We start from the raw sequence: 25212 nt of genomic DNA on the forward strand, positions 1-25212 counted from the left end.
CTGCTCCGCGGCAATCGAGATTCCGGAGTGACCGACCCCACATGGCACAACCATAAGGTTAGCCTTACCATTCTGACTTCAGGTACCGCGCCCCGAGTGAGAGTGATCCGTTGAACGAACCACGCACCGGTCTGTACGACCCCACCCGGGAGTCGAGCGCCTGCGGCGTCGGCTTCATCACCCGCAAGGACGGCACCCAGCATCACGACGTGATCGCCTACGGCGAGCACGCGCTGTGCGCCATCCCCCACCGCGGCGGCATGTCCGCGGAGGGCGTGGGCGACGGGGCCGGGGTCAACGTCGACCTGTCCGTGGAGTTCTTCCGCGCGATCACCGGCAGCGAGCTGCAGCGCGGCCGGTTCGGCGTCGCCAACCTCTTCCTGCCCTCCGACCCGGAGCAGGGACCGGCCGCGCGGGCGCTCGTCCGCGAGACGCTCGCCGACCACGGCTTCGAGGTGATCACCGAGCGCGACGTCCCCGTCGACCCCTCCGCGATCCGCGTGGCGGCTCTCCGCTACCAGCTCCCCGTCACGCAGTGGGTGTTCACGGCACCGTCGGGCGTCCCGCGGATCGACGTGGACCGCGCCGCGAACGCGGCCCTCCTCGCGATCGAGCAGATCGCCTACGGCACCCCGGATCTCGCCGGGCTGTACCCGCTGTCACTGAGCGCGCGCACCCAGACCCTCAAGGGGCGACTCAATGCCGACGAGGTGATCCGTTACTTCACCGACCTCGCGGACCCGCGGCACTCGGTGTGCACCTTGTACTTCCACACGCGGTTCTCCACCAACACCGAGCCGCATCCGTCGATGGCCCAGCCGTTCCGACTGATGGCGCACAACGGCGAGCTCAACACGGACCGCAAGAACCGCCTGGCCGACGATGCCGTCGCCCGCGCCAAAGCGCGCACCATCGTCCGTCCTCCCGGCCAGTCGGATTCGAGCCGGCTCGATCAGTCGCTGCAGAGCCGGGTCTTCGACGACGGACTGGGCCTGGTCGAGGCGGTCGTCTCGCTCATGCCGCCGGCGTGGGAGAACGACGGCACGGTGCCGCAACCGGTCCGGGACATGCTCGAGTACTTCTCCCTCGGCGAGGAGAAGAACGACGGCCCGGCCGCGCTCATCTTCTCCGACGGTGATGTGGTCGGCGCGCGCCTGGACCGGCTCGGCCTGCGTCCGCTGCGCACCGTCGAAACGGCGGAGTACGTCGTCGTCGCCTCGGAGGCCGGGCAGGTCCCGTTCCCCGCGGACTCGGTGGTCCACCGCGGCCGCATCGAGGCCGGCGGCATGCTCTACGTGGATCACCGGGCCGGCGACGGTCGGGTCCGCCGTACGCGCGAGGCACTCGACCTGCTGGCCGCGCGCCGCGACTACGCCGAACTCCTCGGCGCCGCGCGCGTGAACCTCGCCGATATCGCGCCACCACCCATCCAGCGCGACGCCGGGACCCTCGGCTACCCGGGCGATCTCAGCCTGCACGGCCGGTACGTCGCCTACTCGCTCAACCAGGAGAGCTTCCGGTTCCTGCTCGACCCGATGCTGGCCGACGGCGCGGAGCGGATCTCGGCGATGGGCTACGGCAACGCGATCAACGCCCTGTCGGACCACGAGGGCGGCATGGCGAAGTACTTCTCCCAGCGCTTCGCGCAGGTGACGAACCCGCCGCTGGACTCGATCCGCGAGGCCGACGCCATGAGCATGCGGGTGGCGCTGGGCAACGCGGAACACGGCCACCGCGCCCCGCAGATCGTGATCGACTCGCCGATCCTCAGCCACCTGGAGATGGTGAAACTCCGCGACCAGCAGGTGACCCCGGTCCAGCACTTCGACCTGCTGTACCGCCCCGAGGTCGACGATGCGGAAGCGAACGCCGGCGCGGTGCTCGCGGCCGTCGAGCGGCTGTGCGACGACGTCGAGGCCTTCGCCCGCGACGGCGGCGGCATCGCCGTCCTCACCGACCGCGGCGTCTCCACTGCGCAGGCGCCCCTCCCCCTCCTGCTCGCTCTCGCCGCCGTGGACGTCCGGCTCACCGAGACCGGCCTGCGCCTGCGGCTCTCGCTCCTCGCCGAGAGCGGCCAGTTGCCGTCCTCGCATCACATCGCCTCGGCGCTGGGATTCGGCGCGTCCGCGGTGTACTCCCTCTCGGCGCGGCTGCGGGCGGAGGAGCGGTTCCCCGCCGACGCGGCGCCCGCCGGTGAGCTCACCGATACGGACCGCGCCTTCGACCGGTTCCGCAAGGCGGCGGAGAAGTCGCTCGCCAAGACGATGGGCCGGGTGGGCCTGTGCACGGCGGAGTCGTACATCGGCGGCCAGTTCTTCGAGCCCAATTACCTGGACACGCGGGATCCGGTGCTGTCCCGCTACTTCCCGCACCTGGACGCCCCCGTCGGCGGGGTCGGCTTCGCGCGGATCTCGGAGGCGAACTCCGACTGGCACGAACGGGCGGCCTCCGTGGCGGAGGAGCGCGACGTGCCGCTGCTCGGCCTGTTCAAGGAGCGCTCCGACGGTGCCGGGCACTCGTACGGCATCAACGCCGTCCGCGGCTTCACCCGGATGGCCGAGGAGCCCCTGGCCCTCACCGGTCCCGACGGCATCGGCTCCACGTCGCTGCGGCTACTCACGCTCTCGCGCCTCGACGACGCCTTCGGGCTCGACGACGCCGCGTACCGCAACAGTGGCTTCAAAGCGCTGCTGCCGCGCCAGATCGACGGCTTCGAGATCACCGACGGCTACCGCGAATTCCTCGCCGCCACCCTGGTCGAGCGCGAGCGCCGCCCCTCCGCGCTGCGCGACGTGCTCGCATTGCCCGCGGACGTCACGATGCTCACGACGGCCCAGGAGTTCCATCGCGAGCTGGCCCGGTTCTCCCTGGAGGGCAACGCGAGCCTGCCGACCCGTGGCCTGACCGTCGACACCGCGGCGGACGGCCGGTTCGTCGTGCGTTTGACCGACGCCCCGGAGCACCAGGCGGACACCGCCTACGCCGGGTTCGCGCAGTTCCTTCGCGAGCTGTTCGCGGACGAGGTCGAGGTCGAGACGAGCCCCGATGCCGGCGCCGTGATCGCCGCCACCGGACGGGCGCACACCTATCTGACGCTGCTGTGCACCGCGCCCCGCTCCCTGCGGCTCGACGAGGTGCAGCCCGCGCACGAGATCACCCGCACGCTGGCCTCCGGTGCGATGAGCCACGGCGCCCTCGTCGCCACCGCCCACGAGGCGGTCGCGCACGGCACCAACATGGTCGGCGGCATGTCGAACTGCGGCGAGGGCGGCGAGCACCGCACCCGCTACGGCACCATCCGCGGTTCGCGGATCAAGCAGTTCGCCTCCGGCCGATTCGGCATCTGGTCCGGGTACCTCGCGGATCCGATGCTCGAGGAGCTCGAGATCAAGATCGGCCAGGGCGCCAAGCCCGGAGAGGGCGGGCAGCTGCCGGGGCCGAAGGTCACCGTCGACATCGCGGCGGCCCGCGGCGGCACCCCGGGCATCGAGCTGATCTCTCCCCCACCGCATCACGACACCTACTCGATCGAGGACCTGGCGCAGCTCATCCACGACTGCAAAGCGGCCCGCGTGCGGGTGATCGTCAAACTCGTCTCCTCCGAGGGCATCGGCACGATCGCCGTCGGCGTCGCGAAGGCCGGCGCCGACGTGATCAACGTGGCCGGCAACACCGGCGGGACCGGTGCGGCGGCGGTGACCAGCCTCAAGTACGCCGGACGCTCCGCGGAGATCGGCGTGGCCGAGGTGCACCAGGCGCTGGTCGCGAACGGCCTGCGCGACAAGGTGACCCTCCGGTGCTCCGGCGCGCACCAGACCGGCGGCGACGTCGTGGTCTCCGCGCTCCTCGGCGGCGACTCGTTCGAGTTCGGGACGACCGCCCTGATGATGCTCAAGTGCGTCATGGCCAAGAACTGCAACCTCAAGTGCCCGGCCGGACTCACCACGAATCCCGAGGTCTTCGACGGGGACCCGCGGGCGCTCGCGCAGTACCTGCTCAACATCGCGCACGACGTCCGCACGCTTCTCGCCCGACTCGGACTGCGGTCGCTGCGCGAGGCGCGCGGGCGCACCGATCTCCTACAGCTGCTGGAACATCCCGCGGCGGTCGGCCACCTCGACGTGCGTGCGATGCTGCATGCGCCCGCGCCGCGGACCGTCGTCGATCCCGTGTACCTCGAGAAGGACTACGCGGTGGACGACCGCCTCCTCGCGGAGGTCCGGAACCGCCTGCTCGACGGTGGCGCGGAGTCGATCACCGTCGACGACGTGGCACTCGCGAACCCGAACAAGTCGGTGGGCGGCCAGCTCGCCGTCGACCTGGAACGCCTGCTCAACCACCCCGCGGCCGACCAGCGCGGGGCCTTCACCGGCGTGCCGGTGCCCGACGGTCACCCCGCGGTGCTCACCGACGAGCGCGGCCGCCGCTTCCTCGCCGACGGTGCCGTCGTCGTCCGCTCGCACGGCAGCGCGGGGCAGTCCTTCGGCGTCTTCTGCACGGACGGGATGGACCTGCAGCACACCGGAACCGCCAACGACGGCGTCGCGAAGAGCCAGTGCGGCGGCCGCGTCGTGGTCCGCTCCCCCGGTGGCGGCGGCGCCGACGCCGGGGCCAACGTCCTGATCGGCAATTTCGCGCTCTTCGGCGCGACGGGCGGCCGCACTTTCGTGCAGGGCGAGGCGGGCGACCGCTTCGCCGTGCGGAACTCGGGCGCCACCGCCGTCGTCGAGGGGGTCGGCGAGTACTGCTGCGAGTACATGACCGGCGGCGCCGTACTCAACCTCGGCGGCTTCGGCAAGGGCCTGGGCAACGGCATGAGCGGCGGCTTCGTCTACCAGTACGATCCCGAGGGCCGGGCCGCCGGCGCGGCGAGCTCGTCGCTGCACGTCGAGACCCTCGTCGGCCCGCACACCCCGCCCTTCCACGAGGTCGCGGTGCGGACCATGCTCGCCTGGCACGCGGAGGCGACCGGATCGCCGCTCGCCGCACGCCTCCTCGCGGACTGGGCGGGCACCCGCGACAACATCGTCGTCGGCACTCCCCTCGCGCTGATGCACTACCAGGACGCCGACCACATCTGGGCCGCGCACGGTCGCAAGGAGCTACTCGATGAGCTGTCGGGCTCCGTCGCCGCGGACCGCCTGCGCGAGTTCAAGCGCTCGCTGCGCGCGGGTACACCCGTCGGCGGCGGCACGGCGCCGAAGTTCGGCGACACCCGTTCCCCGCACGCCTTCTCCCTGCTCTCGTCGTTCACGGTCCTGTCGCTCGCACAGGAGGTGGCCGCCGAACGCGTGCCGGGCGCGACGGGGCACGACGACCCGCGGGTGTCCGCCCGCGCCCGGAACCTGGTGCTCACCGAGGATTTCGCGGTCCGGCAACGGATCACGAAGTACCTGCGCGCCCGGCTCGACACCTTCGAGGACGCGGAGCTCGCGGCGCTCATCGCGACGAAACGCCTCGGCGATTACACCACCTCGCTCGAGGAGCGGAACGTGTTGAGCATGGACGCCCCCGGCACCTACGGCTGGATCCTGTACAACCGCGCCCGCAACGCCGCGGCCCTCGACGGCGCCGCCGTCAACGCCATGCTGGTCGAGGGTGCGATGCCGGACCTGGTGCGATTCGCGAAGGAGACGCTGGCATGAGCGCCGCCACCTATGTCCTCCCCGAGGCGGATTCGTCCGCCCTCATCGACGTCTTCACCGGTGACCAGCGGGCGTGGCTGTCGGGATTCCTGGCGGGCCTGGCCGCGGTGCAGGCCGAGCAGACGGTCACCGCGACCACCGCCACGCTCCATGCGACCGTGCTCTACGGGACGCAGACCGGCAACAGCGAGGAGCTCGCGGAGCGGCTGGTCGGGCTGCTGCGGGAGAACGGCCTCGGGGCCGACCTCGCCGCACTCGACGACGCCGACCCCGACCGGCTGGCGGCCGCCTCGCATCTACTGGTGGTCACGTCCACCTACGGCGAGGGCGAGATGCCCGACAACGCGGAGCTGTTCTGGGAGGCGCTGTCCGCCGACACCGCCCCGCGCCTGGAGCACCTCCAGTTCTCGGTACTCGCGCTGGGCGACAGCGGCTACGAGGGCTTCTGCCGGGCCGGGCAGATCATCGACACCCGGCTTGAGCAGCTCGGCGCTGCGCGCCTCGCCCCGCGGGTGGACTGCGACGTCGACTTCGAGGAGCCCGCGTCGGCGTGGCTCGCCGAGGTGGTCTCCCGGCTGCGGGCGGTCGCCGATCACCTGGATCCCGCCGACGCCGCCGCAGTACCCGTCGCGGCCGCGCCCGCGACACCGTCGAAGCCGAAATCACGGTGGAACAAGAAGAACCCGTTCCCCTCCCGGCTCGTGGACAACCGACTGCTCTCCGGAAGCGGAAGCGCCAAGGAGATCCGGCACGTCGAGTTCGACCTCGCCGACAGCGGGATCGAGTACGCGGCCGGCGACGCCCTGAACGTGATGCCCCGCAACGCGCCCGCCCTCGTCGACGCCGTACTCGCGGCACTCGGCGCCACCCCGGACACCGACATCGACGGTGCCCCGCTCGCGGCGCGGCTGACCACCGACTGGGAGATCTCCACGCCGTCGAAGGACCTGCTCAAGACGCTCGCCGAGCGCGCACCCGAGTCCGAGCTCGCCGCGGTCCTGGCGCGCGGCGAGCGTGAGACGCTGGACGCGTGGCTCTGGGGGCGCGACGTCCTCGACCTCCTGCACGCGTGCGAAGGCGCCCGCATCGACGCCACGGAGCTCCCGGACCTGCTACGGCCCCTGCAACCGCGGGCCTACTCGATCTCGTCGAGCCCGCTGGCCAGCCCCGACCGCATCCATCTGACGGTGGCGGCAGTGCGGCACGGCGCGGAGGCGGGCCGCGAACACCAGGGGGTGTGCTCGACCTTCCTCGCCGACCGCTGTTCCGAGACGGACGAGGTCGGGATCTCGTTGCAGCCCAACGCCGCCTTCCGGGTGCCCGCGGACCCCGACCGGCCGATGATCATGGTCGGCCCCGGCACGGGCATCGCTCCGTTCCGGGCGTTCCTCCACGAACGCGCGGCGTCGTCGGCGGCGGGCCGGAACTGGCTGTTGTTCGGCGACCAGCATCGGGCCAGCGACTTCATCTACGCCGACGAGCTGGCCGGATTCACCGAGCAGGGCGTGCTGCACCGCCTCGACCTGGCCTTCTCCCGGGACCAGGCGGAGAAGATCTACGTGCAGACCCGCATGCTCGAGGCGGCGCGGGAACTCTACGGGTGGCTGGAGGACGGCGGACACTTCTACGTGTGCGGCGACGCCTCGCGCATGGCCAAGGACGTGGACCGGGCGCTGCGGGGGGTGATCGCCGGGCAGCGGGGCCGTGGCGCCGACGACGCCGACGAGTACGTCGCGACCCTCAAGCGGGAAAAGCGCTACGTGCGGGACGTCTACTGATGCGGCCCGCATCCTGCCCCGGCTGCGGCCGCGACCGGGGTCGCTGCCCGCTGCAACGCTCACGTGGTTGCGTCACGGTCGACGGTGCCTCAGCGACGGACGTCGCGGGTGCCTTCCCGCTGCTCGACTCGGCCGTCGCCGTGACGGAGTCGATGACCGCAGTTCTCGCGCACGAAGGCAGCTACGCCCGCCCGACCTGCTGCGGGGAGGATTTCACCGTGACGGCGGGAAGGATCGTCCTCCGGATCGCACCGGAGCGGGTGGTCGGCGCCGTTACCGACGACGACACCCCCGGCGGGCCGGCGGACGCCAGCATGGTCGGACTCACGGACCGGCGCGGCGCGGCCTTGCACCGGGCCTTCGTGACCGCCGACCCGGACCGGATGATCGTGCGGGCGCTCGGCCACCTGGCGCCGTCCGACCCGCATCGCGAGATGCTGTTCGGCGCGGGGCCGGACACCGCGGCACCGCGCGTGGGCGGCACCGCGGCGCTGATCGACCCGATCCTCATCGGCGGCCGCGACCGCCTGCGAGCGCTCTGTGCCGCGGGCCCGGACAGATACCGCCAGATCGCTACCGACTGGATACCCCGCATCTTCGAGTACCTCTGCGATAGCGGCCTATCGACCGATCTCGCCGTCGTGTCGGAAGGCGTCGCGCAGGTCTGTCGCGGGGAGATCCACGCGGCCCTGCGCGAAGGGCCGCGCCTCCTCACCGGATTCGCGGACGCCGCCGTGGACATCGACCTGGCGCGCGTGGACGGATGCGCCGTCGTGCGCTCCCTGGGCCCCGAGGGCGCCGTCTCGGCGATCGAGCTGTACGACGCCGGCGGGACGTGCTCCGCGGTCCTCACCCAATTCGGTCACGTCGACAGTGATGTCCGCCTCGCCTGGGAGGCGATGGCGCAGTCGCTGTGCGAGACGGCCGCGTGACTGTGCACTGCACCGCCACGCGGCCGTCATCATGACTGACCGCGGCCGCACTTAGCTCACCCACTCCCCGTCGACCATCACGCGCACAGGCCGTGGCATCGCGGCCGTCGGATCGCCGAGCGCATCGACCGGCGCATCGAGGACGACGAGGTCGGCACGACGCCCGGGCTCCAATGAACCGACCTCGGTCTCCTCGTGGACGAGATACGCACTATCTAGCGTCATCGCACGGAGTCCGCGCTCCGGCGAGACGCGTTGTGCCTCCCCGAGAACGTCACCCCCGCTCGTCAGGCGGGTGGACGCGGTGCGGATGGTGTGCAGCGGGTCCATCGGGGTTATCGGGCAGTCAGAGTGCAGACCGAACCGGATCCCCAGTGCGTCGGCACGGGCGAGTGGGTCCATCTCCCCCGCACGCTCGGCGCCCAGGAACCGGTCGCGGTGACGGTCGCCCCAGTAATAGACGTGATTGGCGAAGAAGCTCACGCCGAGTTCCTCAGCCACGATCGCGTCGAGATCGGCGGGCTCGGTCACCTGGCAGTGCTCTATCCGGTGGCGCGCGCGCCGTCCGTCGGAGCCCTGAGCCCGCGCGAGCGCCGTGATCGTGGCCTGCACCGCGGCGTCGCCGTTCGCGTGTACAGCGACCTGACCGCCCGCCTGGTGCACCCGGGCGACCATGTCGTCGAGCTCTTCCTGTGCGTGCAGGAGGTCGCCGCAGTGCCCGGGGTCGCACATGTACGGCACTCGGAGCGCCGCGGACAGCCCCTGGATCGAGCCGTCCGACCAGAACTTGGCGCCTGCCAGGCGGAACCGCCCGCGGGAAGTCCCGCCCCGGTCGAAGCGGAGCGAGCCGTCGGCGATCGCAGGAAGTGCCTGATCGCCACAGACGAAGCCCACGACGTGGACGGGGAGCCCGCCGCCGGCGGATAGCTCGCGGTACGCCGCGAGTTCCTCGTCGCCCGCCATCAGGCCGATCCCCAGGTCGTGCAGGGTCGTGATACCTCGTGACCGTGCCAGCCGCAGGCTGGCGAGCAGTGCCTCACGAACCTCGGCGGGTGAGAGCGGCGGTACCGCCGAGACAACCTTCGAGACCGCCTCGATCTCCCACGCCAGCCCCGTCAAGCGACCGCTGTCGTCCCGCGGGAAGCGTGGGTCATCGTGCGCCACGGACGATTCCGTGATGCCTGCCGCGGCCAGCGCGGCACTGTTCGCGACCAGGAAGTGCGCCGAGATGTGCTGCAGGATGGTCGGGCGGTCGCGGGCCACCGCGTCGAGTTCGTCGCGCGTCGGGTGCCGTCCCTCCGCGATCAGGGTGTCGTCGTAGCCCCATCCCCGCACCCAACCGGGAGCACCGAGACGCTCACGGAGCGCGTTCTGAATATCGGCGACAGACCCGCGGAGTGGCGATCGGCAGTCCACCCAGTCCTGCGTCAGGCCGGTGTATACGGGGTGCACGTGCGACTCGATCAGCCCCGGTATCACGCTCGCCCCAGGGAGGTCCACGGAGCGCGCCGATGCAGCCGCCGCGGCCCGGATCTCGCTGCTCGTCCCACTCGCGACGACCCTGTCGCCGCGGATCAGGATCGCCTCCGCGACCGGGCGCCTGCCGTCCATCGTATGGATCGCATCCGCCGTCAGCACAGTCTCGTTCGTCCCGGGCGTGGTCACAGGGCATTCCCTTCGAGCGCCATCGCGGGCGCCGGTGGACGCCGTCCCGGCATCAGCCGACGCAGCCCCGGCACGGGGTCGGTCGCCGGCCACACGACCCTCGAGATCACGACTAGGAGCGCATTCACCACGAGAGCGGCGGCGCCGATGTTGATGCCGTTGTGCGAAAGCCACGACGAGATCGGCCCGTGGGTGTCGAGGTACAGCCACAGCACCAGGAGATCGCCCACGACGAGACCAGTGGCGAGCGCAACGGGACGCAGCTTCCAGCCGAAGACCATGGCGGCGAAGACGACCGCCGCCTGCGTGACGCCGTAATAGGCGGTGTTGACGAGCGTGAGCAACAGCTGCGGCGCCGCCATCGTCAGCAGCAGAGAGATCGCGAGGTACGCGACGATCACACCGCGGACCCAGGCCCGCTGATGCGTTTCGGGGATCCCCGGGACGATGTTGCGGGACACGATCGATCCGATGCCGAGTGCGGACCCGCACAGGACGACGATGGCGCACAGTGCGGCGCCGCCCGCGACGATGCCGGTCACCCAGTCCGGAAGAACGATCCGGGACAGGATCAGGAGCGCCTCGTTCGACTTCGCCCCCTCCAACTTGCCCGGCACCTGGGAGATCGCGGCGAACGCGGCCGCCACGAGGAAGACGTACATCAGCATGTACAGCGGGTTGAACCGCGCGACCCGCTTCAGCGTGGCCTCCGACTTCGAGGCCAGGACCGCCTGCACCACGAACGGGAAGATGAAGAATCCCACGGACTGGAAGACGATGGTCGTCAGCACGAAGGTCAGAGACGAGCCGGTCACCGTGAAGTGGGTGTCCTTGCCGGCTCCGGCCGCATGAGCCGCCGCGAACAGCGCCTCAGTACCGCCCGACTTGGCGACTGCCGCGAGGCCGATCAGGACAGCCCCGAGGAGCAGCGCCGCGTCCTTGACGTACGAGACGAAAGCGGGTGCGCGGAGTCCCGACAGGAGCAGGAACAACAGTGCCAGACCGGCTCCGGCAAAGACCGCCACGGTCGGATCGATGGCGATACCGAGCCCGCTGAGGGCCACCTGGAGGCCGGCGAGCTGAAGCTGTCCCCACGGAATGAGGAAGATCACCGAGGATATCGCGACGGTGAGTTCGAGCCCGCGCGAACGGAAGTGGCGCCCAGCCACGTCGGGCAAGGTCATCGCCCCGTACAGCTTGCCGGCGCGCCAAAGGTACGGGGTGAAGAAGTAGCCGACGGCGTAGGCCAGCAGGATGTACGCGATGAACCACACACCGTAGCTCGACCCGTGCGCGTAGACGCCGCCGGGGAAGCCGATCAGCGTACCGATGCTGTACGCCTCACCCGCCCCCAGAATGAACACCAGGATCGGCCCGAAGGAGCGACCGCCCACCAGGTAGTCATCGATATCGCTCTTACTGCCGCGCCGGGACAGCAAACCCGCCGCGAGGGCGAGCCCGATGGTCAACGCGAAGGTGACGATGCTCATGCGGCCTCCGCTCCGGCCTCTCGGGCAGCATGGTCAGCGGCCAGATCGGCCCTTTCCAATTCCTCGAAATCTGCGCGGTCGAAGAAGCGCCACGCGACGTGCATGCACAGCGATGTCAGTGGCATCCACAGGAACAGCCAGGCGAACAGGACGGGGAATCCGAGCACGGTGGACTCGGAGTCGGACAGGTAGGCGATGCCGCCGAGCACCCCGGCGAACGGGACTCCGACGGCGATCAGAACGCTCTTGACCTCATTGGACACGATGAAGACGGCTCCTTGATTGGACTGTGCATGCGACGGCAGGGCTGTGATCCGCACCTCCGTCTTCCCCGAAGTGTGGTGCAGATCATGTTGTGAGGCCACTACGATTCCCCGAAAGAGAGTCACCGGATTCGTGAAATTCACGGATTGCGAGGCAGGGGGAGTATGGCTGCGGCGGGCGAATCGGAGCAGGTGCGCGAGGTGTGCCAAGCGGTCGCCGCCGAATTCGACACGGTGACCGAGCACGCCGTCGACAAGATCCGGGCGGAGATCACCTCGTACCACGCGATCCCGTACCGGGAACAGTACGATTACATCCGGACCGGTCTGGAGATGATGCTGGGGGCAGTCGCGAGTCCCTCCGGCATCACCCGACTCGACTCCGACCGCAGCCGCGACCTCGGTCGCCGCCGGGCGATGCAAGGCATCTCCTTGTCCGACGTCATCGAGACCTATCACATCGCGCTGGGGGAACTCTGGCACGAACTCCTCACCCACTCTCCCGAGCCGGATGCGGATTTGGTGGTCGCGGTCGGGCGCCTGTGGGACGTCGTGCATCTCGAGACGACAGCGGTCGCTGAGGGCCACAGCGAGGCCATGCGGAGCAAGCAGGCGGTGCGAGCCGGCGTGCGGCACAGGTTCTTCGCCGCGCTGACTGCGCGGGAAGAGCGCTCCCTGGCCGACGCCCGGGAACTCGCCACGCCCCTCGGGTTCGATCCGGACGGCGGGTTCCGGGCGCTCTGCATCGGTTCCGAGTGGCCGGAACCCGCGCAGGAACGACTCCAGGTCGTCCTCGACGGGCTCCGCGGCGCGGCCCACTGCAGCCGGCACGACGCCGCCCTCGTGATCCTCTGCCAGGGAACGCCGACCTCAACCATCGTCGAGGCGGTGCGTACGCTGCGCCCCGACGCAACTATCGGCGTGGGATTGGAGCGAGCGGGCCTCGACCTGGCGACGTCGACCCTGGACGACGCGATGCAAGCTCTCGACGCGTCGCGAGCGGGGACCGTCACGCGCTTCGCGGACGCGTGGCTGACTGCCTCGCTGACGCCCCAGCGCGAAAGGCTGGCCCCTATCCTCGAACGGGGATGGGCCGTCGCGCGGGAGAATCCGCACCTCGTCGACGCCGTCCGCGCCTATGCCGACGCGGGCCTCTCGGTCAGCGCCGCAGCCCGGTCGGTCAACCTGCACGCGAATTCGGTGACCTACCGTCTGGACCGGTGGCAAGCACTGACCGGATGGGACCCGCGCACCGCTCCCGGACTGCTGGCATCGGTCGCCGCGCTCGACCTCGCACCCGACTCACCGGACCTCACCGGGAAGCCAGGCGCGCCCGATCGCTGACCTACGCCGGCTGCTTCTCCGCGAGCCGCGCTGCCTCGTCGAACTCGGCGTCGACGGCAGCGTCGGGCTTGTAGGTGGCGAGGCTGACGCCGACCGCGACCACCAGGTTGGCGAGGAAGCCGGGCACGATCTCGTAGAGCTCGAAGGGCGGCCACTGGCCCCAGACGAAGGCGACGGCCGCGCCGACGATGAGGCCCGCCAACGCACCCGGGGCGGTGAGCTTGCGCCAGAACAGCGCGAGCAGCACGACCGGACCGAACGAGGAGCCGAAGCCGGCCCACGCGAAGCCGACGAGCTCGAGGATGCTGTCCGACGGATCGATCGCGAGCAGCACCGCGATCACCGCGACGATGAGCACCCCGAGCCGCCCGAGGCGCACGTACGTCTTGTCGCTGATCTCCGTGTCGCGGCCCGACTTCTCCGCGAAGATCTTGAACAGGTCCTCCACCAGCGCCGACGAGCACACGACCAGCTGCGAGGACACCGTCGACATGATCGCGGCGAGGACGGCGGCGAGCACCAGGCCCGCGACGAACGGGTGGAACAGGATCTGCGCGAGCACGAGGAAGACGGTCTCGGGGTCCTTGGGCGCCTTCTCGGGATGGAGCGCGAAGTAGGCGATGCCGATGAATGCGGTGGAGATGGCACCGAGCGCGGTGGCGACCATCCAGCTGATGCCGAACCGGCGGGCGGTGGAGGCCTCCTGCGGCGAGCGCAGCGCCATGAACCGCACGATGATGTGGGGCTGACCGAAGTAGCCGAGGCCCCACGCGGCCGCCGAGATGATGCCGAGGGCGGTGCCGCCCGCGAACAGGCTGAAGAAGGTCGGGTTCACGGAGTTCACGGTGTCGACGGTGACCGCCGGTCCGCCCACCTCGATGAGGGCGACGATCGGCACGGCGACGAGGGCGGCGAGCATCAGCAGGCCCTGCGCGACGTCAGTGAGGGTGGCGCCGAGGAAGCCGCCGAAGAGCGTGTAGACCATCGTCACCACGGCGACGATGAGCATGCCGTGGATGTACTGCACGCCGAAGGTGCTGTCGAAGAACTTGCCGGCGGCGACCATGCCGCTGGAGACGTAGAACGTGAAGAAGACCAGGATGATGAGGCCGCAGACGATGCGGAGCGACCGAGAGCCGTCGCGCAGCCGGTGCTCGAGGAAGCTCGGGATCGTGATCGAGTTGCCCGCGACCTCGGTGTACGAGCGCAGCCGCGGCGCGACGAACTTCCAGTTGAGCCACGCGCCGATCGTCAGGCCGATCGCGATCCAGGACTCCACGAGGCCCTTGGCGTAGATCGCGCCGGGCAGGCCCATCAGCAGCCAGCCGGACATGTCTGACGCGCCCGCGCTGAGCGCGGCGACCCACGGTTTGAGGCCGCGCCCCGCCAGCATGTAGTCGTCGAGGTTGTCGCGCGTCTTCCGGTACGCACTCCAACCGATGTACAACATGGCTGCGAAGTACAGGGTTACTGCGATCGTCTGATAGGTCTGGTCAGACACTAGGGGGTCTCCTCAGGTCCAGGAACCGAAACTCGCCGTTCGTACATGGTCTATACAACCAGCGAAATCCCAGTACGGTGAACTGATCTCGCACGAAGTCAGTCATGCGGAATGGTAAGCTCGGCCACGATTTTCTGCGGCGCTTTCTTCAGGCGCCCCTCGATCACCACGACCCACACCCTAGGAGGGTTCGACCTTGACCGACGGGACGCGCATCGGTGCGGTACTGCGACGCGGATCGATCGGGGTGGTCACCTTGCTGGTGTCGGGAGCCCTTCTGACGCCCGCGTTCGCGTCGGGCGCGCCGACGACCCCGGCACCGTCGCCGAAGCCCGCTTCGCCGAGCGCGCCGACGAAGCCGAGCGCGACCCCGAAGCCCGCGCCGGGCGCACCGTCGACGCCCGCGAAGCCGAGCGCGCCGACGCCCGCCCCCACGCAGACCCCCGCCCCGAAGGCGGTGGCACCGGGTGATCGCATCGACATCCTGCAGCGCTCCCTGGGCGGCGGCCGGTTCGAGTCGCTGCAGTGCACCATGGGGTTCGCGGTCACCGCGCCGGACGGCGAGCGGCTCGGCGTGACCGCGGGGCATTGCGGCGCGCCGCAGCAGCCGGTCGGCGTGAAGAAGTGGATCGTCGGCGAGGTCGTGCAGTCGAAGTCCCCCGAGGTCAAGGAGGACCCGAACCGTCCCGGGCACTACTCCCCCGTCGACCCGTTCGGGCCCGACTGGGCCACGTTCCGGCTGACCGATCCGCAGGTGAAGCTCCTCGCGTCGGCGCCCGGAATGGCGCCGCGGTCGGTGGGTACAGCGCGCGTCGGGGACCCGGTGTGCCAGCTGGGCTCCGTGAACGGTCGCCGTTGCGGCAAGGTGACGAAGGTCCTGGGTGACTGGGTCGTCGCCGACATCGTGACCACGCAGGGCGACAGCGGCGGGCCGCTCATCCGCACGTCGGACAACGCCGCGATCGGCATCATCACCGACGCGGTTACCCTGACCGACCGCGACTCCGGCAAGGTCACGCAGCGACTCACGCAGTACTACTCGCTGAACGCGGCGCTCCGCGCGGCGGGCGGCGCGCGACTCGCGACCAACTGATCGGGGCCCGGCCGCGGGCCGCGTTCATTACACTGCCGCCATGACCGTCGTGGACGACCTCAAGTCGCGTTTCCTGCAGCTCGGGCGACACCGTGCGGTGTCCCGCATGGTCCGGGCCACCGTCCCGCTCGACAAGGCGGTGACCCGGATCAGTCGCGGCTCGGTGCACCTCATCCCCGAGGCGCTGCTCCCCCAGCTCACGTTGACCACGGTGGGGCGGCGCAGCGGCGTCGCGCGCGCGGTCCCGCTGCTGTACGTGCGCGACGGCGAGGACTTCGTGGTGATCGCCTCCAACTTCGGGCAGAAGCACCACCCCGCGTGGTCGTTCAACCTGGAGGCGACGCCGGACGCCGAGGTGCTGCTGGGCACCCGACGGATCCCGGTGCGGGCGCGCCGGGTCTCCGAGTCGGACCGGAAGCGCCTGTGGCCCAGCATCGTCGCCGTCTGGCCCGCCTACGACGACTACATCGAGTGGGCCGGCGGCCGCACGATCAAACTGTTCCGGCTCACGCCTCGCTGACGAGGAAGCCCGTCACGATCTCGGGGTGGACGGTGCGCGCGACCTGCGCCGCGCGCTCGGGCGTCACGTCGACGGCGCCGAACGCACCGGCCGCGGTGGCGACGGTCAGGGTCGCGACGCCCGCGCGCCGCTGGAAGAAGGTCTCCCGGGTGACGAACCCGGTCACCCCGTCGAACTCGAGCGCGGTGCGCGTGCGTGCGACGGTGCCCGCGCCGAGGACCACGGCGTCGCCGGTGATGACGGTGCCGAGGTTGGCGTAGCGCAGGCGCGCGAGCGCCAGCGACAGGATCGCCACGAGGACCGCGCCGGCGAGGGGCAGGGCCTTCCACGGGCCGGGCGCGACGACGCCGAGCGCCACCAGCACGACCACCGGCACGAACGCGCCCAGCACCGCGCGGGTGTAGCGGCGACGCACGGCCACCGGCCCGTGCGCCTCCAGGCGCGTCTCGATGACACCGGGGCGCCCCAGGATCTCGTCGGCCACCTGGACGGCCTCGGCGCGCGGCGCGGGCGGCAGCAGGGTGGGATTGCGATCCGTGCCCGTAGCGATCGCGCGGAGCTTCGCGCCGCCCGGCAGGCGCATGAGGACGGGCTCGTGCAACTGCACGCCGCGCACCCGCTTGCGCTCGATCGTCGCCGCCACCGTCGAGATCAGGCCGCGGCTGGTGTGCAGCGCACCGTCGGCCCGGCGGACCAGGCGGAAGCCCCAGAAGGCGAGCACGTAGGCGAGCACCGAGACCAGGATCGACACCACGATCACGAGCACCACGGCGGCCGGGATCACCACGGCCGCACCGAGGTCGAGGACTTTCGCCAGCCAGGACTCGGCGAGCTCGGAGCCGCGCTCGCGCAGGCCCGCCTCGTCGACGATGCGGAAGCCGATGCCGGCACCCGCCGCGACGACGGCGAACCCCGTCAGCGAGAACGGGGCGAACCGGATCCACTCCGGCCGCAGGCGGGCGAGCTCCTCCTCGGGAGCGTTCGGCTGGGGCGCCACCACTGCCCCGTCCTCGCCGGGCGTCTCCGTGGCCGACGGTGCCGCGGTGCGGCGCAGGAGGTCCCGCCCGAGCTGCTCCGCGACCTCGGCGGGGATCGGATCGAGGACGAGCGCGGACTCCTTACCGCCGACGCCGGTACCGACCACCACCTTGCGCAGCTTCAGCGCGCGCTCGATGGGTCCGGCGGTGACGTCGACGCTGCGGATCCGGTCGCGGCGGGCGGTCGCGGAGACCTTGCGCACCAGGCCGTGCCGCAGCTCCAACTGATCGTCGGTGACCCGCCAGCGAGTGGTGAGCCAGGGCAGCAGGCCGACCAGCACGCTGATGGCGACGCCGGCGATCACGAAGAACACCGGGCCGGCGGCGCGGCCGAGGAAGAAGACGCCGATGAGGGCGGGGATGAGGGACGGGACCGCCTTGATGACGCGGGTGCCGATGCCCCACGGCGAGAGCCGGTTCCAGCCGTCGTCGACGGCCGGTGCGATCGCCTGGTCAGGTCGCGTCATCGGTGTCCTCCGCGGCGCTCACGGTCAGCCCGGCGGCGATGGCCTGCGCGGTCTCCGTGGGTAGGCCAGAGATGCGCACCGTGCCCGCCGACGAGGCGGTGGTGACGGTGACCGTCGACAGCCCGAAAGAGCGCTCCAGCGGCCCGGCGACGGTGTCGATGACCTGCACGCGCGAGATCGGGATGAGGACGCGGGTCCGCGTGAGCCAGCCCGCCTGCGAGTACACCGCCACCGCGTTGATCTCCCAGCGGTGGAAGGCGTAGCGGAAGCGCGGCATCACGATCAGGTGCGCCGCTGCGACTGCGGCCAGCACGAGGAAGGCCGCGGCGGCCACATACCAGGGCACGTCCGGGATCACCGCGAGCACCACCGTGACCAGCGGGATCACGATCACCCAGCGGATCGCGGCGCGGACCGTCCACCAGGTCTTCGCGCGCGGCGAGACCTGGTGCGCGGGCTGCCTGAGCACCTCTGCGGCGCCCGCGGGGGCGGGGGTTCCGGGAAGGGTCATGCGCCCAGCTAAGCACGACATTCCGCTCCGCTGCCACCACGCCCGGCTAGGGTGGCGCCGAGGAGGCACCATGACCACACATCCCGATGAGCTGGCGGGCCTGACCGGCCTGTTCACCGACCAGGAGCGCGCGATCGCCGATTCCGTCCGCGCGCTGACCGCCCGCGAGGTGGAGCCGTACGTCGCCGACTGGTTCGAGCGCGGCGAACTCGACGACCCGCGCGGCCTCATGCGGAAGCTCGGCGCGCTCGGCCTGCTGGGCATGCACCTCGACGGATACGGCTGCGCCGGAACGACCGCCACCGAGTACGGCGTGGCCTGCCTCGAGCTGGAGGCCTGCGACTCGGGCCTGCGTTCCATGGTCTCCGTGCAGGGATCGCTGGCGATGTATGCGATCTGGAAGTGGGCGAGCGAGGAGGAGAAGCAGCGCTGGCTGCCCGGCATGGCCGCCGGCGAGCTCATCGGCTGCTTCGGGCTGACCGAGCCGGACCACGGATCCGACCCTGCGAACATGCGCACCCGGGCGCGCCGCGACGGCGGCGACTGGATCCTCGACGGCCGGAAGATGTGGATCACCAACGGCTCCCTCGCCGACGTCGCCGTGATCTGGGCGCAGACCGACGAGGGCGTCCGCGGCTTCGCCGTCCCCACCGACACCGCGGGCTTCGCCGCGAACACCATCGAGCACAAGATGTCGCTGCGCGCGTCGGTGACCGCCGAGCTGGTGCTCGACGGTGTGCGCGTCCCCGACTCCGCCGCCTTCCCCGAGGTCCGCGGCCTGCGCGGCCCGCTGTCATGCCTGAGCGAGGCGCGGTACGGCATCGTCTGGGGCGCAATGGGTGCCGCTCGGACCGCACTGGAATGCGCGCAGCGGTACGCGGTGGAGCGCGAGCAGTTCGGCAGGCCGATCGGCGGCTTCCAGCTGACCCAGCAGAAGCTCGCCGACATGACCCTGGAGTACACGAAGGGCGTGCTGCTCGCGGTGCACCTGGGCCGCCTCAAGGACGCCGGGACACTGCGGCCCGAGCAGGTGTCCCTGGGCAAGCTGAACAACGTGCGCGAGGCGATCGACATCTGCCGCACCGCCCGCACGATCCTGGGCGCGAACGGCATCTCGCTCGAGTACCCGGTGATCCGGCACGCGAACAACCTGGAGAGCGTGCTCACGTACGAGGGCACCGTCGAGATGCACACCCTGATCCTGGGCCAGAAGCTGACCGGGCAGAGCGCCTTCCAGTGACCCGCCGTTAGCCCAGAAACCCACCCTGACCAGCCGATTTCACGTTTCGTGGCACTCCTTGCTAATGTATTCCAGCACGCAGCGAGCGAGCATGCGCCATTAGCTCAATTGGCAGAGCAGCTGACTCTTAATCAGCGGGTTCGGGGTTCGAGTCCCTGATGGCGCACAATCGAGAAAGCCCCCTCCACTTCGGAGGGGGCTTTTCGTGTCCGCTCGGAGGTCTACGCAGCCGGCCGGCAGTCCCCCGTCACCCGAGCGGAGACCGGCGCGGACTTCCCCGTCGACGTGTCGTCGCGACGCAAGGACAACGTCGAGCGACACCGGACGGCACCGCCGAGTCGCGCCACACCGGTGACCTCGACCCGGTAGTCGAGCCGCTCCCCCTTGTAGGGAACGTCGAGGACGGACCCGGCAACATTCTCGGAGGGCTCGACCAGGACCCGCGTCGCCCTCGTGACCGGCGACGAATTCGCAGAGAGCACCTGCGCCACAACATCGTCGGCGTCCGCCTTGGCATAGGTGTCGCCGACGATCAAGCCGGCACCGCCGGCGACCACCGGAATCCCGATGCAGAAGAATCCGATGAAGAACAGCACCGACTTCCACCACCGCCACGCGGTGACCCACCGCTCCTTCCACACCATGGCCGGGACGATGAGCAGGAGCATGGCGGCGACGAAGACCACCCACTTCCAGGCACTGATGTCGGGACTGCTGACTCCGGAGAGCTTCGTCCACGGAGTGTCGATCAGCACCGGCCGCTCCGGTTCGCCAGTAGCCCTAGAGTCTTCACATCAGTAAATACTACCCGCGGCGCACACCCGCGACGAACGGAGCAGACCGTGACCACGGTCGCAGAATTGAATCTTCTAAATTTACCTACGCTAAGTTAGTCTGGCAAACGAGCCTGGGGAGCAACCACCTCACCTGCCGCCCGCAGCGTTCTCCCCAGGCTCTCACCCAAGTCGGGACGACGGGGCCGGCGAGTCAGTCGGCCTCGTCATCCTTACCGGCCCCGTAGCCGAAGGCCATGGCGAACGCGATGCCCAGGGCGAGGCCGATCCCGATGCCCAGCCCGGGATTCCCCAGCGCCGTCCCGATGCTCGCGCCGAAGACCACGCCGATCGCGAGCCCCAGCGCCAGCTTGTTGTAGCCCTTGTCGCCCCACGGCCCCGACGGGCGGTCACCGTCGTTCTGCGCTCCGGAATCGGGCCGGTCACCGTCGTCGCTCACACCCCGCACCGTACCGGCAGCGCCCTCCGCGGGACCGGTAGAATCGGGATCAATCGGTCCCATGGACCGAATCCGACTGAGCCTTTCTGGAGCTGAGCCATGCGCAACCGTCCCGCCGTGTATCGACGTATCCCGACGGCGGTGACGGCACTGCTCGTCTCCGCCGCCTTGATCGCCGGATGCACGTCGTCGACCGGCGACGCGGCGCTGCCGGACGAGAGCCAGAAGATCACCGACTCGACGCCCTTCTTCGACCTGCTGCGCCCGCAGATCACCTCCAGCGTGCGCAACGGCGCGCTCGACGTGCAGCCCGGCGTCCCCGTGAAGGTGAGCGCGAGCGGCGGCACGCTGACCAGGGTCGTGATGACGAACGCGGACGGCAAGGAGGTGGCCGGCAAGCTCGCCGAGGACGGCCGCTCCTGGATCAACGCCGAGCCGCTGGGCTACAACAAGACCTACAAGCTGCGGGCCGAGGCCAACGGCATCGGCGGCGTCAACGTCGCGAACGAGACCTTCAGCACGCAGTCGCCGAACAACCTGGCGCAGGCATACTTCACCACCGCCGACAACTCGACGGTGGGCGTCGGTCAGACCGTGGGTGTGAAGTTCGACGAGCGCATCGCCGACCGGATGGCCGCGCAGCGCGCGATCAAGATCGTCACCGATCCGCCGGTCGAGGGCGCCTTCTACTGGATCAGCCCGTCCGAGGTGCGCTGGCGCCCGGAGAGCTACTTCAAGCCGGGCACCAAGGTCAGCGTGGACGTGAAGATCTACGGCGTGGACCTCGGCGGCGGCACCTTCGGCCAGAAGGACGCCTCCACCCGGTTCACCGTGGGCGACGAGGTGATCACCACCGTCTCCGACAAGGACAAGATCGTCCGCGTCACGAAGAACGGCAAGCTCATCAAGACGATGCCCACCTCGATGGGCGGCCCCGGCAACGAGACCCCGAACGGCGTCTACCTCATCGGCGATCACCGCGAGAACATGATCATGGACTCGTCGACCTACGGCGTTCCGGTGAACTCCCCCAACGGCTACCGCACGCTGGTCGATTACGCCGTGCAGATGTCCTACAGCGGCATCTACCTGCACAGCGCCCCGTGGTCGGTGAACCAGCAGGGCTCCACCAACGTGAGCCACGGCTGCCTCAACGTGAGCACTGAGAACGCCCTGTGGTTCCTGCAGAACACCAAGCGCGGCGACATCGTGAAGGTCACGGACACCTCGGGGCCCGTGCTCGAGGGCACGGACGGACTAGGCGACTGGAACCTGCCGTGGTCCGTCTGGCGTGCCGGCAACGCCAAGTCCGCCGGGTAGCTCCTCCCCCGCCTCCGGGGCTCCGACGGTCACCGTCGGCGCACCGTCGGGCAGCGCGGCGGTGGCGGCGAAGCCGGGCCGGGCGGCGCCGACGAAGGCGCGCAGCCAGTCGCGGAGCACCGCGACGCGGTTGCCCATGCCCGCCAGGTAGTACAGGTGCACGGCCAGCCAGCCGGCCCACGCGACGATGCCGGTGAGGCCGGGCAGCCCGAGCGGCGGCTGGATGACGGCGTGCGGGGTGTCGATCATCGCCATGCTGCCCTTGTCGAGGTAGCGGAAGTGCGTGCCGGGGCCAGCCTTCCCACGGATGATGTCCGCGGCGTGGCGACCCTGCTGCATGGCGACGGGGCTCTGCCCGGGCAGGCCGTTCAGGTTGGTCATGTCGCCCAGGGCGAAGACGTCGGCCCGGCCGCCGACCGTGAGGTCGCGGTTGATGAGGAGGCGGCCGTTGCGGTCGGTCTCGCAGCCGGTGGCCTCGGCGATCACGCCCGCGAGCGGGGTGGCCTTGACGCCCGCCGACCAGACGACGGTGCCCGCGGCGATCTCGCGCTCGACGCCCGCCTTGTCCTTGACGGTGACGACGTCGTCCTCGATCGCGGTGACGAACGTGCCGGTGTGCACCGTGACGCCCGCCTTCTCCAGCGCGGCGAGGGTGTAGCCCGAGAGGGTGCCGCCGTAGAAGGGCAGCACGTCGTCGGCGCCCTCGACCAGGTGGATGCGGATCTCGGCGTCGTCGTGGAAGCGGCGCGCGAGCTCGGCGACCTGGCCCGCGACCTCGACGCCCGTGGCGCCGGCGCCGACCACGACGACGGTGCGCGCGGGGCTCTCGGCGGGTGCGTCGAAGGCGGCGCGCAGCCGAGTCCGGAGGTTCTCTGCGTCCTCGAGGGTCTTGAGGGCGAAGGTGCGGTCGGCCCACTCGTCGTGGCCGAAGTACGCCTGCGCGGCGCCCGCGGCGACGATGAGGTAGGTGTAGCCGATCTGCTCGATGCCGTCGGCGGTCGCGTAGGTGACCACCTTGCGCTCGGCGTCGACCTCGGTGACGTAGCCGGTCACGACGTCGACGGTGCGGCGCCGGCGCAGCACCTCGGCGATCGGGGGCGCGATGCGCTCGCCGACGGTGACGCCGGTGGCCACCTGGTAGAGCAGGGGCTGGAAGAGGTGGGTGCCGTTCGCCGAGATGAGGGTGGTCTCGATGTCCGACTTGGCCAGCTGCTTCGCGGCGGCGAGGCCGCCGAATCCCGAGCCGATCACCACGACGTGGGTGCTGCGCATGATCTTCTCCTCCTTCAAGACGTCGTTGTCTACTACCAGATTGGTGCATGGATGATCACGCTTCAACCTGGTAGATCACCGTCCTGATGATGCGATCCATCGCATCTGTTCATACAATGGCGGTATGGAATTCCGGCAGCTCGAGTACCTCGTCGCGGTGGCCGATCACGGCGGCTTCTCGCGCGCGGCCAAGCAGTGCTTCGTCTCGCAGTCGGCGGTGAGCCACCAGATCGCGACCCTCGAGAAGGAGCTGGGCGCCGAGCTCTTCGAGCGGGCCGGGCGACGCGTCCGCCTCACCGACGCCGGCGAGTCCCTGCTCCCCCGCGCCCGCGAACTGCTCCGGCAGCGGGACGAGGCGATCGACGCGGTGCGCCCGCGGCCGGACCGGATCCGGCTCGCGGCGAACATGTCGTTCGCCCGATCCGCGCTGGCCGCCGCCTCCGACGTGCGCGAGCGGCACCCGGGCGCGGAGATCGACTTCCTCATCAAGCCCTTCGCACAGCGCATCGCCGCGGTGAAGTCGGGCGAGGCCGACCTCGCGCTCATCCGCGGCCGCCTGGACGAGCCCGGCCTCTACCTGGAGCCGCTGTGGGTGGACAACCCGCTCATCGCCTTCTCCACGCGGCATCCCCTCGCGGCCCTCGGCCGGGCACCGTCGACCACGGAGCTGGCGCAGTACCCGCTGCTCCTGCCGCCCCCGCACCAGCAGGTGCTGCTGCACCGGCTGGTGGACAAGGTCTTCACCGCCGACGGGCTGGAGGTGCGGCTCGGCCCCGAGATCCGCGACGACCACCCCGTCGCCTTCGAGTTGATCAACAACCCCGAGGGGTGGACGCTGCTGTACGAGGACCCGCGCCAGCCCGGCATCGCGAGCCGGCCGGCGCCGGGCTTCACGCTGCCCGTGTCCGCGGTGCTGCGCACCGACGCCACACCGAACCCACTGGTGGCGGAGCTGCTGGTGGGGCTGTCGAACGGATACCGCCGGTAGCCGCGCGCCGGTCGCGGTCAGTCGCGGTGCAGGAACCTCCGGCTCAGCGCCCCGACGGTGTCGACCGGTCCCGCGATCGCCTTCTCCGCGACCGAGAGCACCGCGTTGGGAGCACTGAGCAGTGCATTGACCTTCGTGATGGCCGCGTCGGTGCGCGCGACCGTCGCGGCGATCGCCGACATCAGGCGCTCGAACTCCTCGAGGTCGCGGTTCATGCGGACCAACGTCGAATCGAAGTCGGTCATCGTCCGGTCCATGTTCTCCATGGTCGTGCCCAGACCGTCGAGCATCGCCGTCGCCTGATCGATGGTGACGTCGGCGTTGAGCGCAGCGCTCGCCAGGTTGCGGATCCTCGTGCGACCCCGGCCGCCGGCTGCGCCGGTAGCTCCGGAGGTGTCGTCCTGTGTGGCCATGCCAGATACGGTAACTGCATGACTACATCTGCGCGGCTGGAGCCGGGAGTTAATGCACCTTCTTTCACTTTGCCGGACCAGGACGGCAAGCCTGTTTCGCTCGCCGACTACCGTGGCCAGCGGGTTGTCCTCTACTTCTACCCCGCTGCGATGACGCCGGGCTGCACCAAGCAGGCCTGCGATTTCCGCGACAACCTCTCCGATTTCGCCGACGCCGGGCTCACCGTGCTGGGCATCTCCCCCGACAAGCCGGAGAAGCTCAAGAAGTTCCAGGAGCGCGACTCGATCACATTTCCGCTCCTCTCCGATCCGGATAAGCAGGTGCTTACCGAATACGGGGCCTTCGGTGAGAAGATGATGTACGGCAAGACCGTGACGGGCGTCATCAGGTCGACGTTCGTCATCGGCGCGGACGGCACCATCGAGGTGGCGCAGTACAACGTGCGCGCGACCGGCCATGTCGCCAAGTTGCGCCGCGACCTGAAGCTCTAGAGAGGAAC

Annotated in this window: 21 protein-coding genes and 1 tRNA gene; 11 read left to right on the plus strand and 11 right to left on the minus strand. The window is 70.2% G+C overall.

The features are described from left to right. The first annotated feature begins 110 nt into the window (after positions 1 to 110). The 3 genes from ACLQ3K_RS20740 to ACLQ3K_RS20750 all read left to right on the plus strand — a co-directional run bounded on the left by ACLQ3K_RS20740 (position 111) and on the right by ACLQ3K_RS20750 (position 8355). Positions 111 to 5645, plus strand: a complete 5535-nt coding sequence (locus ACLQ3K_RS20740; RefSeq protein WP_426001369.1) for a glutamate synthase-related protein — start codon at positions 111 to 113, stop codon at positions 5643 to 5645. Beyond that, entirely contained in the window at positions 5642 to 7423 is a 1782-nt protein-coding gene (locus tag ACLQ3K_RS20745) for a sulfite reductase subunit alpha (RefSeq protein ID WP_426001370.1), read from the plus strand. The genes ACLQ3K_RS20740 and ACLQ3K_RS20745 overlap by 4 nt, the downstream gene beginning before the upstream one ends. Positions 7424 to 7641: 218 nt before the next feature. Continuing rightward, positions 7642 to 8355 (plus strand): hypothetical protein, encoded by a 714-nt coding sequence (locus tag ACLQ3K_RS20750; RefSeq protein WP_426001372.1) that lies wholly within the window; start codon positions 7642 to 7644, stop codon positions 8353 to 8355. Positions 8356 to 8406: 51 nt separating this feature from the next. On the opposite strand, the gene ACLQ3K_RS20755 is transcribed toward ACLQ3K_RS20750, so the two are convergent. From ACLQ3K_RS20755 to ACLQ3K_RS20765, 3 genes are read right to left on the minus strand one after another with little or no spacing between them, the layout of a single operon-like run. Further along, positions 8407 to 9966, minus strand: coding sequence for an amidohydrolase (locus tag ACLQ3K_RS20755; RefSeq protein ID WP_426001432.1), 1560 nt, complete (start codon positions 9964 to 9966; stop codon positions 8407 to 8409). Between the two features lie 50 nt (positions 9967 to 10016). After that, positions 10017 to 11510 carry a sodium:solute symporter family protein gene (locus ACLQ3K_RS20760; RefSeq protein WP_426001374.1) on the minus strand — a complete coding sequence of 498 codons (1494 nt, stop codon included), beginning with the start codon at positions 11508 to 11510 and terminating at the stop codon, positions 10017 to 10019. Next, on the minus strand, positions 11507 to 11773 hold the full coding sequence (locus ACLQ3K_RS20765; protein ID WP_426001433.1) for a DUF3311 domain-containing protein: 267 nt from the start codon (positions 11771 to 11773) through the stop codon (positions 11507 to 11509). The genes ACLQ3K_RS20760 and ACLQ3K_RS20765 overlap by 4 nt, the downstream gene beginning before the upstream one ends. A gap of 165 nt (positions 11774 to 11938) precedes the next feature. Between ACLQ3K_RS20765 and ACLQ3K_RS20770 the strand changes: the two genes are divergently transcribed. Beyond that, positions 11939 to 13117 (plus strand): PucR family transcriptional regulator, encoded by a 1179-nt coding sequence (locus ACLQ3K_RS20770; RefSeq protein WP_426001376.1) that lies wholly within the window; start codon positions 11939 to 11941, stop codon positions 13115 to 13117. A gap of 1 nt (position 13118) precedes the next feature. Here ACLQ3K_RS20770 and putP read toward each other — a convergent pair whose 3' ends face one another. Both putP and ACLQ3K_RS20780 read right to left on the minus strand, forming a co-directional pair. Beyond that, positions 13119 to 14618 (minus strand): sodium/proline symporter PutP, encoded by a 1500-nt coding sequence (gene putP, locus ACLQ3K_RS20775; RefSeq protein WP_224645394.1) that lies wholly within the window; start codon positions 14616 to 14618, stop codon positions 13119 to 13121. Between the two features lie 180 nt (positions 14619 to 14798). Next, a complete protein-coding gene (locus ACLQ3K_RS20780) occupies positions 14799 to 15095 on the minus strand; it encodes a hypothetical protein (RefSeq protein WP_426001377.1) in 297 nt (98 codons plus the stop codon). Between ACLQ3K_RS20780 and ACLQ3K_RS20785 the strand changes: the two genes are divergently transcribed. Together ACLQ3K_RS20785 and ACLQ3K_RS20790 are read left to right on the plus strand one after the other, a co-directional pair. Continuing rightward, positions 15076 to 15711 (plus strand): S1 family peptidase, encoded by a 636-nt coding sequence (locus ACLQ3K_RS20785; RefSeq protein ID WP_426001378.1) that lies wholly within the window; start codon positions 15076 to 15078, stop codon positions 15709 to 15711. The two genes, ACLQ3K_RS20780 and ACLQ3K_RS20785, sit on opposite strands and share 20 nt — an antisense overlap. Before the next feature lie 40 nt (positions 15712 to 15751). Further along, a complete protein-coding gene (locus ACLQ3K_RS20790; protein ID WP_224646289.1) occupies positions 15752 to 16231 on the plus strand; it encodes a nitroreductase family deazaflavin-dependent oxidoreductase in 480 nt (159 codons plus the stop codon). On the opposite strand, the gene ACLQ3K_RS20795 is transcribed toward ACLQ3K_RS20790, so the two are convergent. Further along, positions 16218 to 17735 carry a PH domain-containing protein gene (locus ACLQ3K_RS20795; protein ID WP_426001379.1) on the minus strand — a complete coding sequence of 506 codons (1518 nt, stop codon included), beginning with the start codon at positions 17733 to 17735 and terminating at the stop codon, positions 16218 to 16220. The genes ACLQ3K_RS20790 and ACLQ3K_RS20795 overlap by 14 nt on opposite strands. After that, positions 17722 to 18246: a PH domain-containing protein gene (locus ACLQ3K_RS20800; protein WP_224646292.1), complete on the minus strand. Its 525-nt coding sequence runs from the start codon at positions 18244 to 18246 to the stop codon at positions 17722 to 17724. Before ACLQ3K_RS20800 ends, ACLQ3K_RS20795 begins: the two co-directional genes overlap by 14 nt. A 70-nt stretch (positions 18247 to 18316) precedes the next feature. On the opposite strand from ACLQ3K_RS20800, the gene ACLQ3K_RS20805 reads away from it, so the two are divergent. Together ACLQ3K_RS20805 and ACLQ3K_RS20810 are read left to right on the plus strand one after the other, a co-directional pair. Next, positions 18317 to 19486, plus strand: a complete 1170-nt coding sequence (locus tag ACLQ3K_RS20805) for an acyl-CoA dehydrogenase family protein (RefSeq protein WP_336671621.1) — start codon at positions 18317 to 18319, stop codon at positions 19484 to 19486. 93 nt (positions 19487 to 19579) lie between these two features. Further along, positions 19580 to 19652 (plus strand) — tRNA-Lys (locus ACLQ3K_RS20810). Between the two features lie 55 nt (positions 19653 to 19707). On the opposite strand, the gene ACLQ3K_RS20815 is transcribed toward ACLQ3K_RS20810, so the two are convergent. Then, positions 19708 to 20241, minus strand: coding sequence for a hypothetical protein (locus ACLQ3K_RS20815; RefSeq protein WP_426001381.1), 534 nt, complete (start codon positions 20239 to 20241; stop codon positions 19708 to 19710). Positions 20242 to 20473: 232 nt separating this feature from the next. After that, entirely contained in the window at positions 20474 to 20719 is a 246-nt protein-coding gene (locus ACLQ3K_RS20820; protein WP_426001382.1) for a hypothetical protein, read from the minus strand. 99 nt (positions 20720 to 20818) lie between these two features. Between ACLQ3K_RS20820 and ACLQ3K_RS20825 the strand changes: the two genes are divergently transcribed. After that, positions 20819 to 22039, plus strand: a complete 1221-nt coding sequence (locus ACLQ3K_RS20825) for a L,D-transpeptidase (protein WP_224646301.1) — start codon at positions 20819 to 20821, stop codon at positions 22037 to 22039. On the opposite strand, the gene ACLQ3K_RS20830 is transcribed toward ACLQ3K_RS20825, so the two are convergent. After that, entirely contained in the window at positions 21977 to 23311 is a 1335-nt protein-coding gene (locus ACLQ3K_RS20830) for an NAD(P)/FAD-dependent oxidoreductase (RefSeq protein WP_426001383.1), read from the minus strand. The genes ACLQ3K_RS20825 and ACLQ3K_RS20830 overlap by 63 nt on opposite strands. Before the next feature lie 124 nt (positions 23312 to 23435). On the opposite strand from ACLQ3K_RS20830, the gene ACLQ3K_RS20835 reads away from it, so the two are divergent. After that, on the plus strand, positions 23436 to 24299 hold the full coding sequence (locus tag ACLQ3K_RS20835) for a LysR family transcriptional regulator (RefSeq protein ID WP_336671614.1): 864 nt from the start codon (positions 23436 to 23438) through the stop codon (positions 24297 to 24299). 17 nt (positions 24300 to 24316) lie between these two features. On the opposite strand, the gene ACLQ3K_RS20840 is transcribed toward ACLQ3K_RS20835, so the two are convergent. Further along, positions 24317 to 24712, minus strand: coding sequence for a hypothetical protein (locus ACLQ3K_RS20840; RefSeq protein ID WP_336671613.1), 396 nt, complete (start codon positions 24710 to 24712; stop codon positions 24317 to 24319). An 18-nt stretch (positions 24713 to 24730) separates the two neighbouring features. On the opposite strand from ACLQ3K_RS20840, the gene bcp reads away from it, so the two are divergent. Next, positions 24731 to 25204, plus strand: a complete 474-nt coding sequence (bcp, locus tag ACLQ3K_RS20845) for a thioredoxin-dependent thiol peroxidase (protein WP_224646309.1) — start codon at positions 24731 to 24733, stop codon at positions 25202 to 25204. The last annotated feature ends 8 nt before the right edge of the window (positions 25205 to 25212 follow it).

Source organism: Tsukamurella sp. DT100, from assembly GCF_049844855.1.
Classification (GTDB): Bacteria; Actinomycetota; Actinomycetes; order Mycobacteriales; family Mycobacteriaceae; genus Tsukamurella.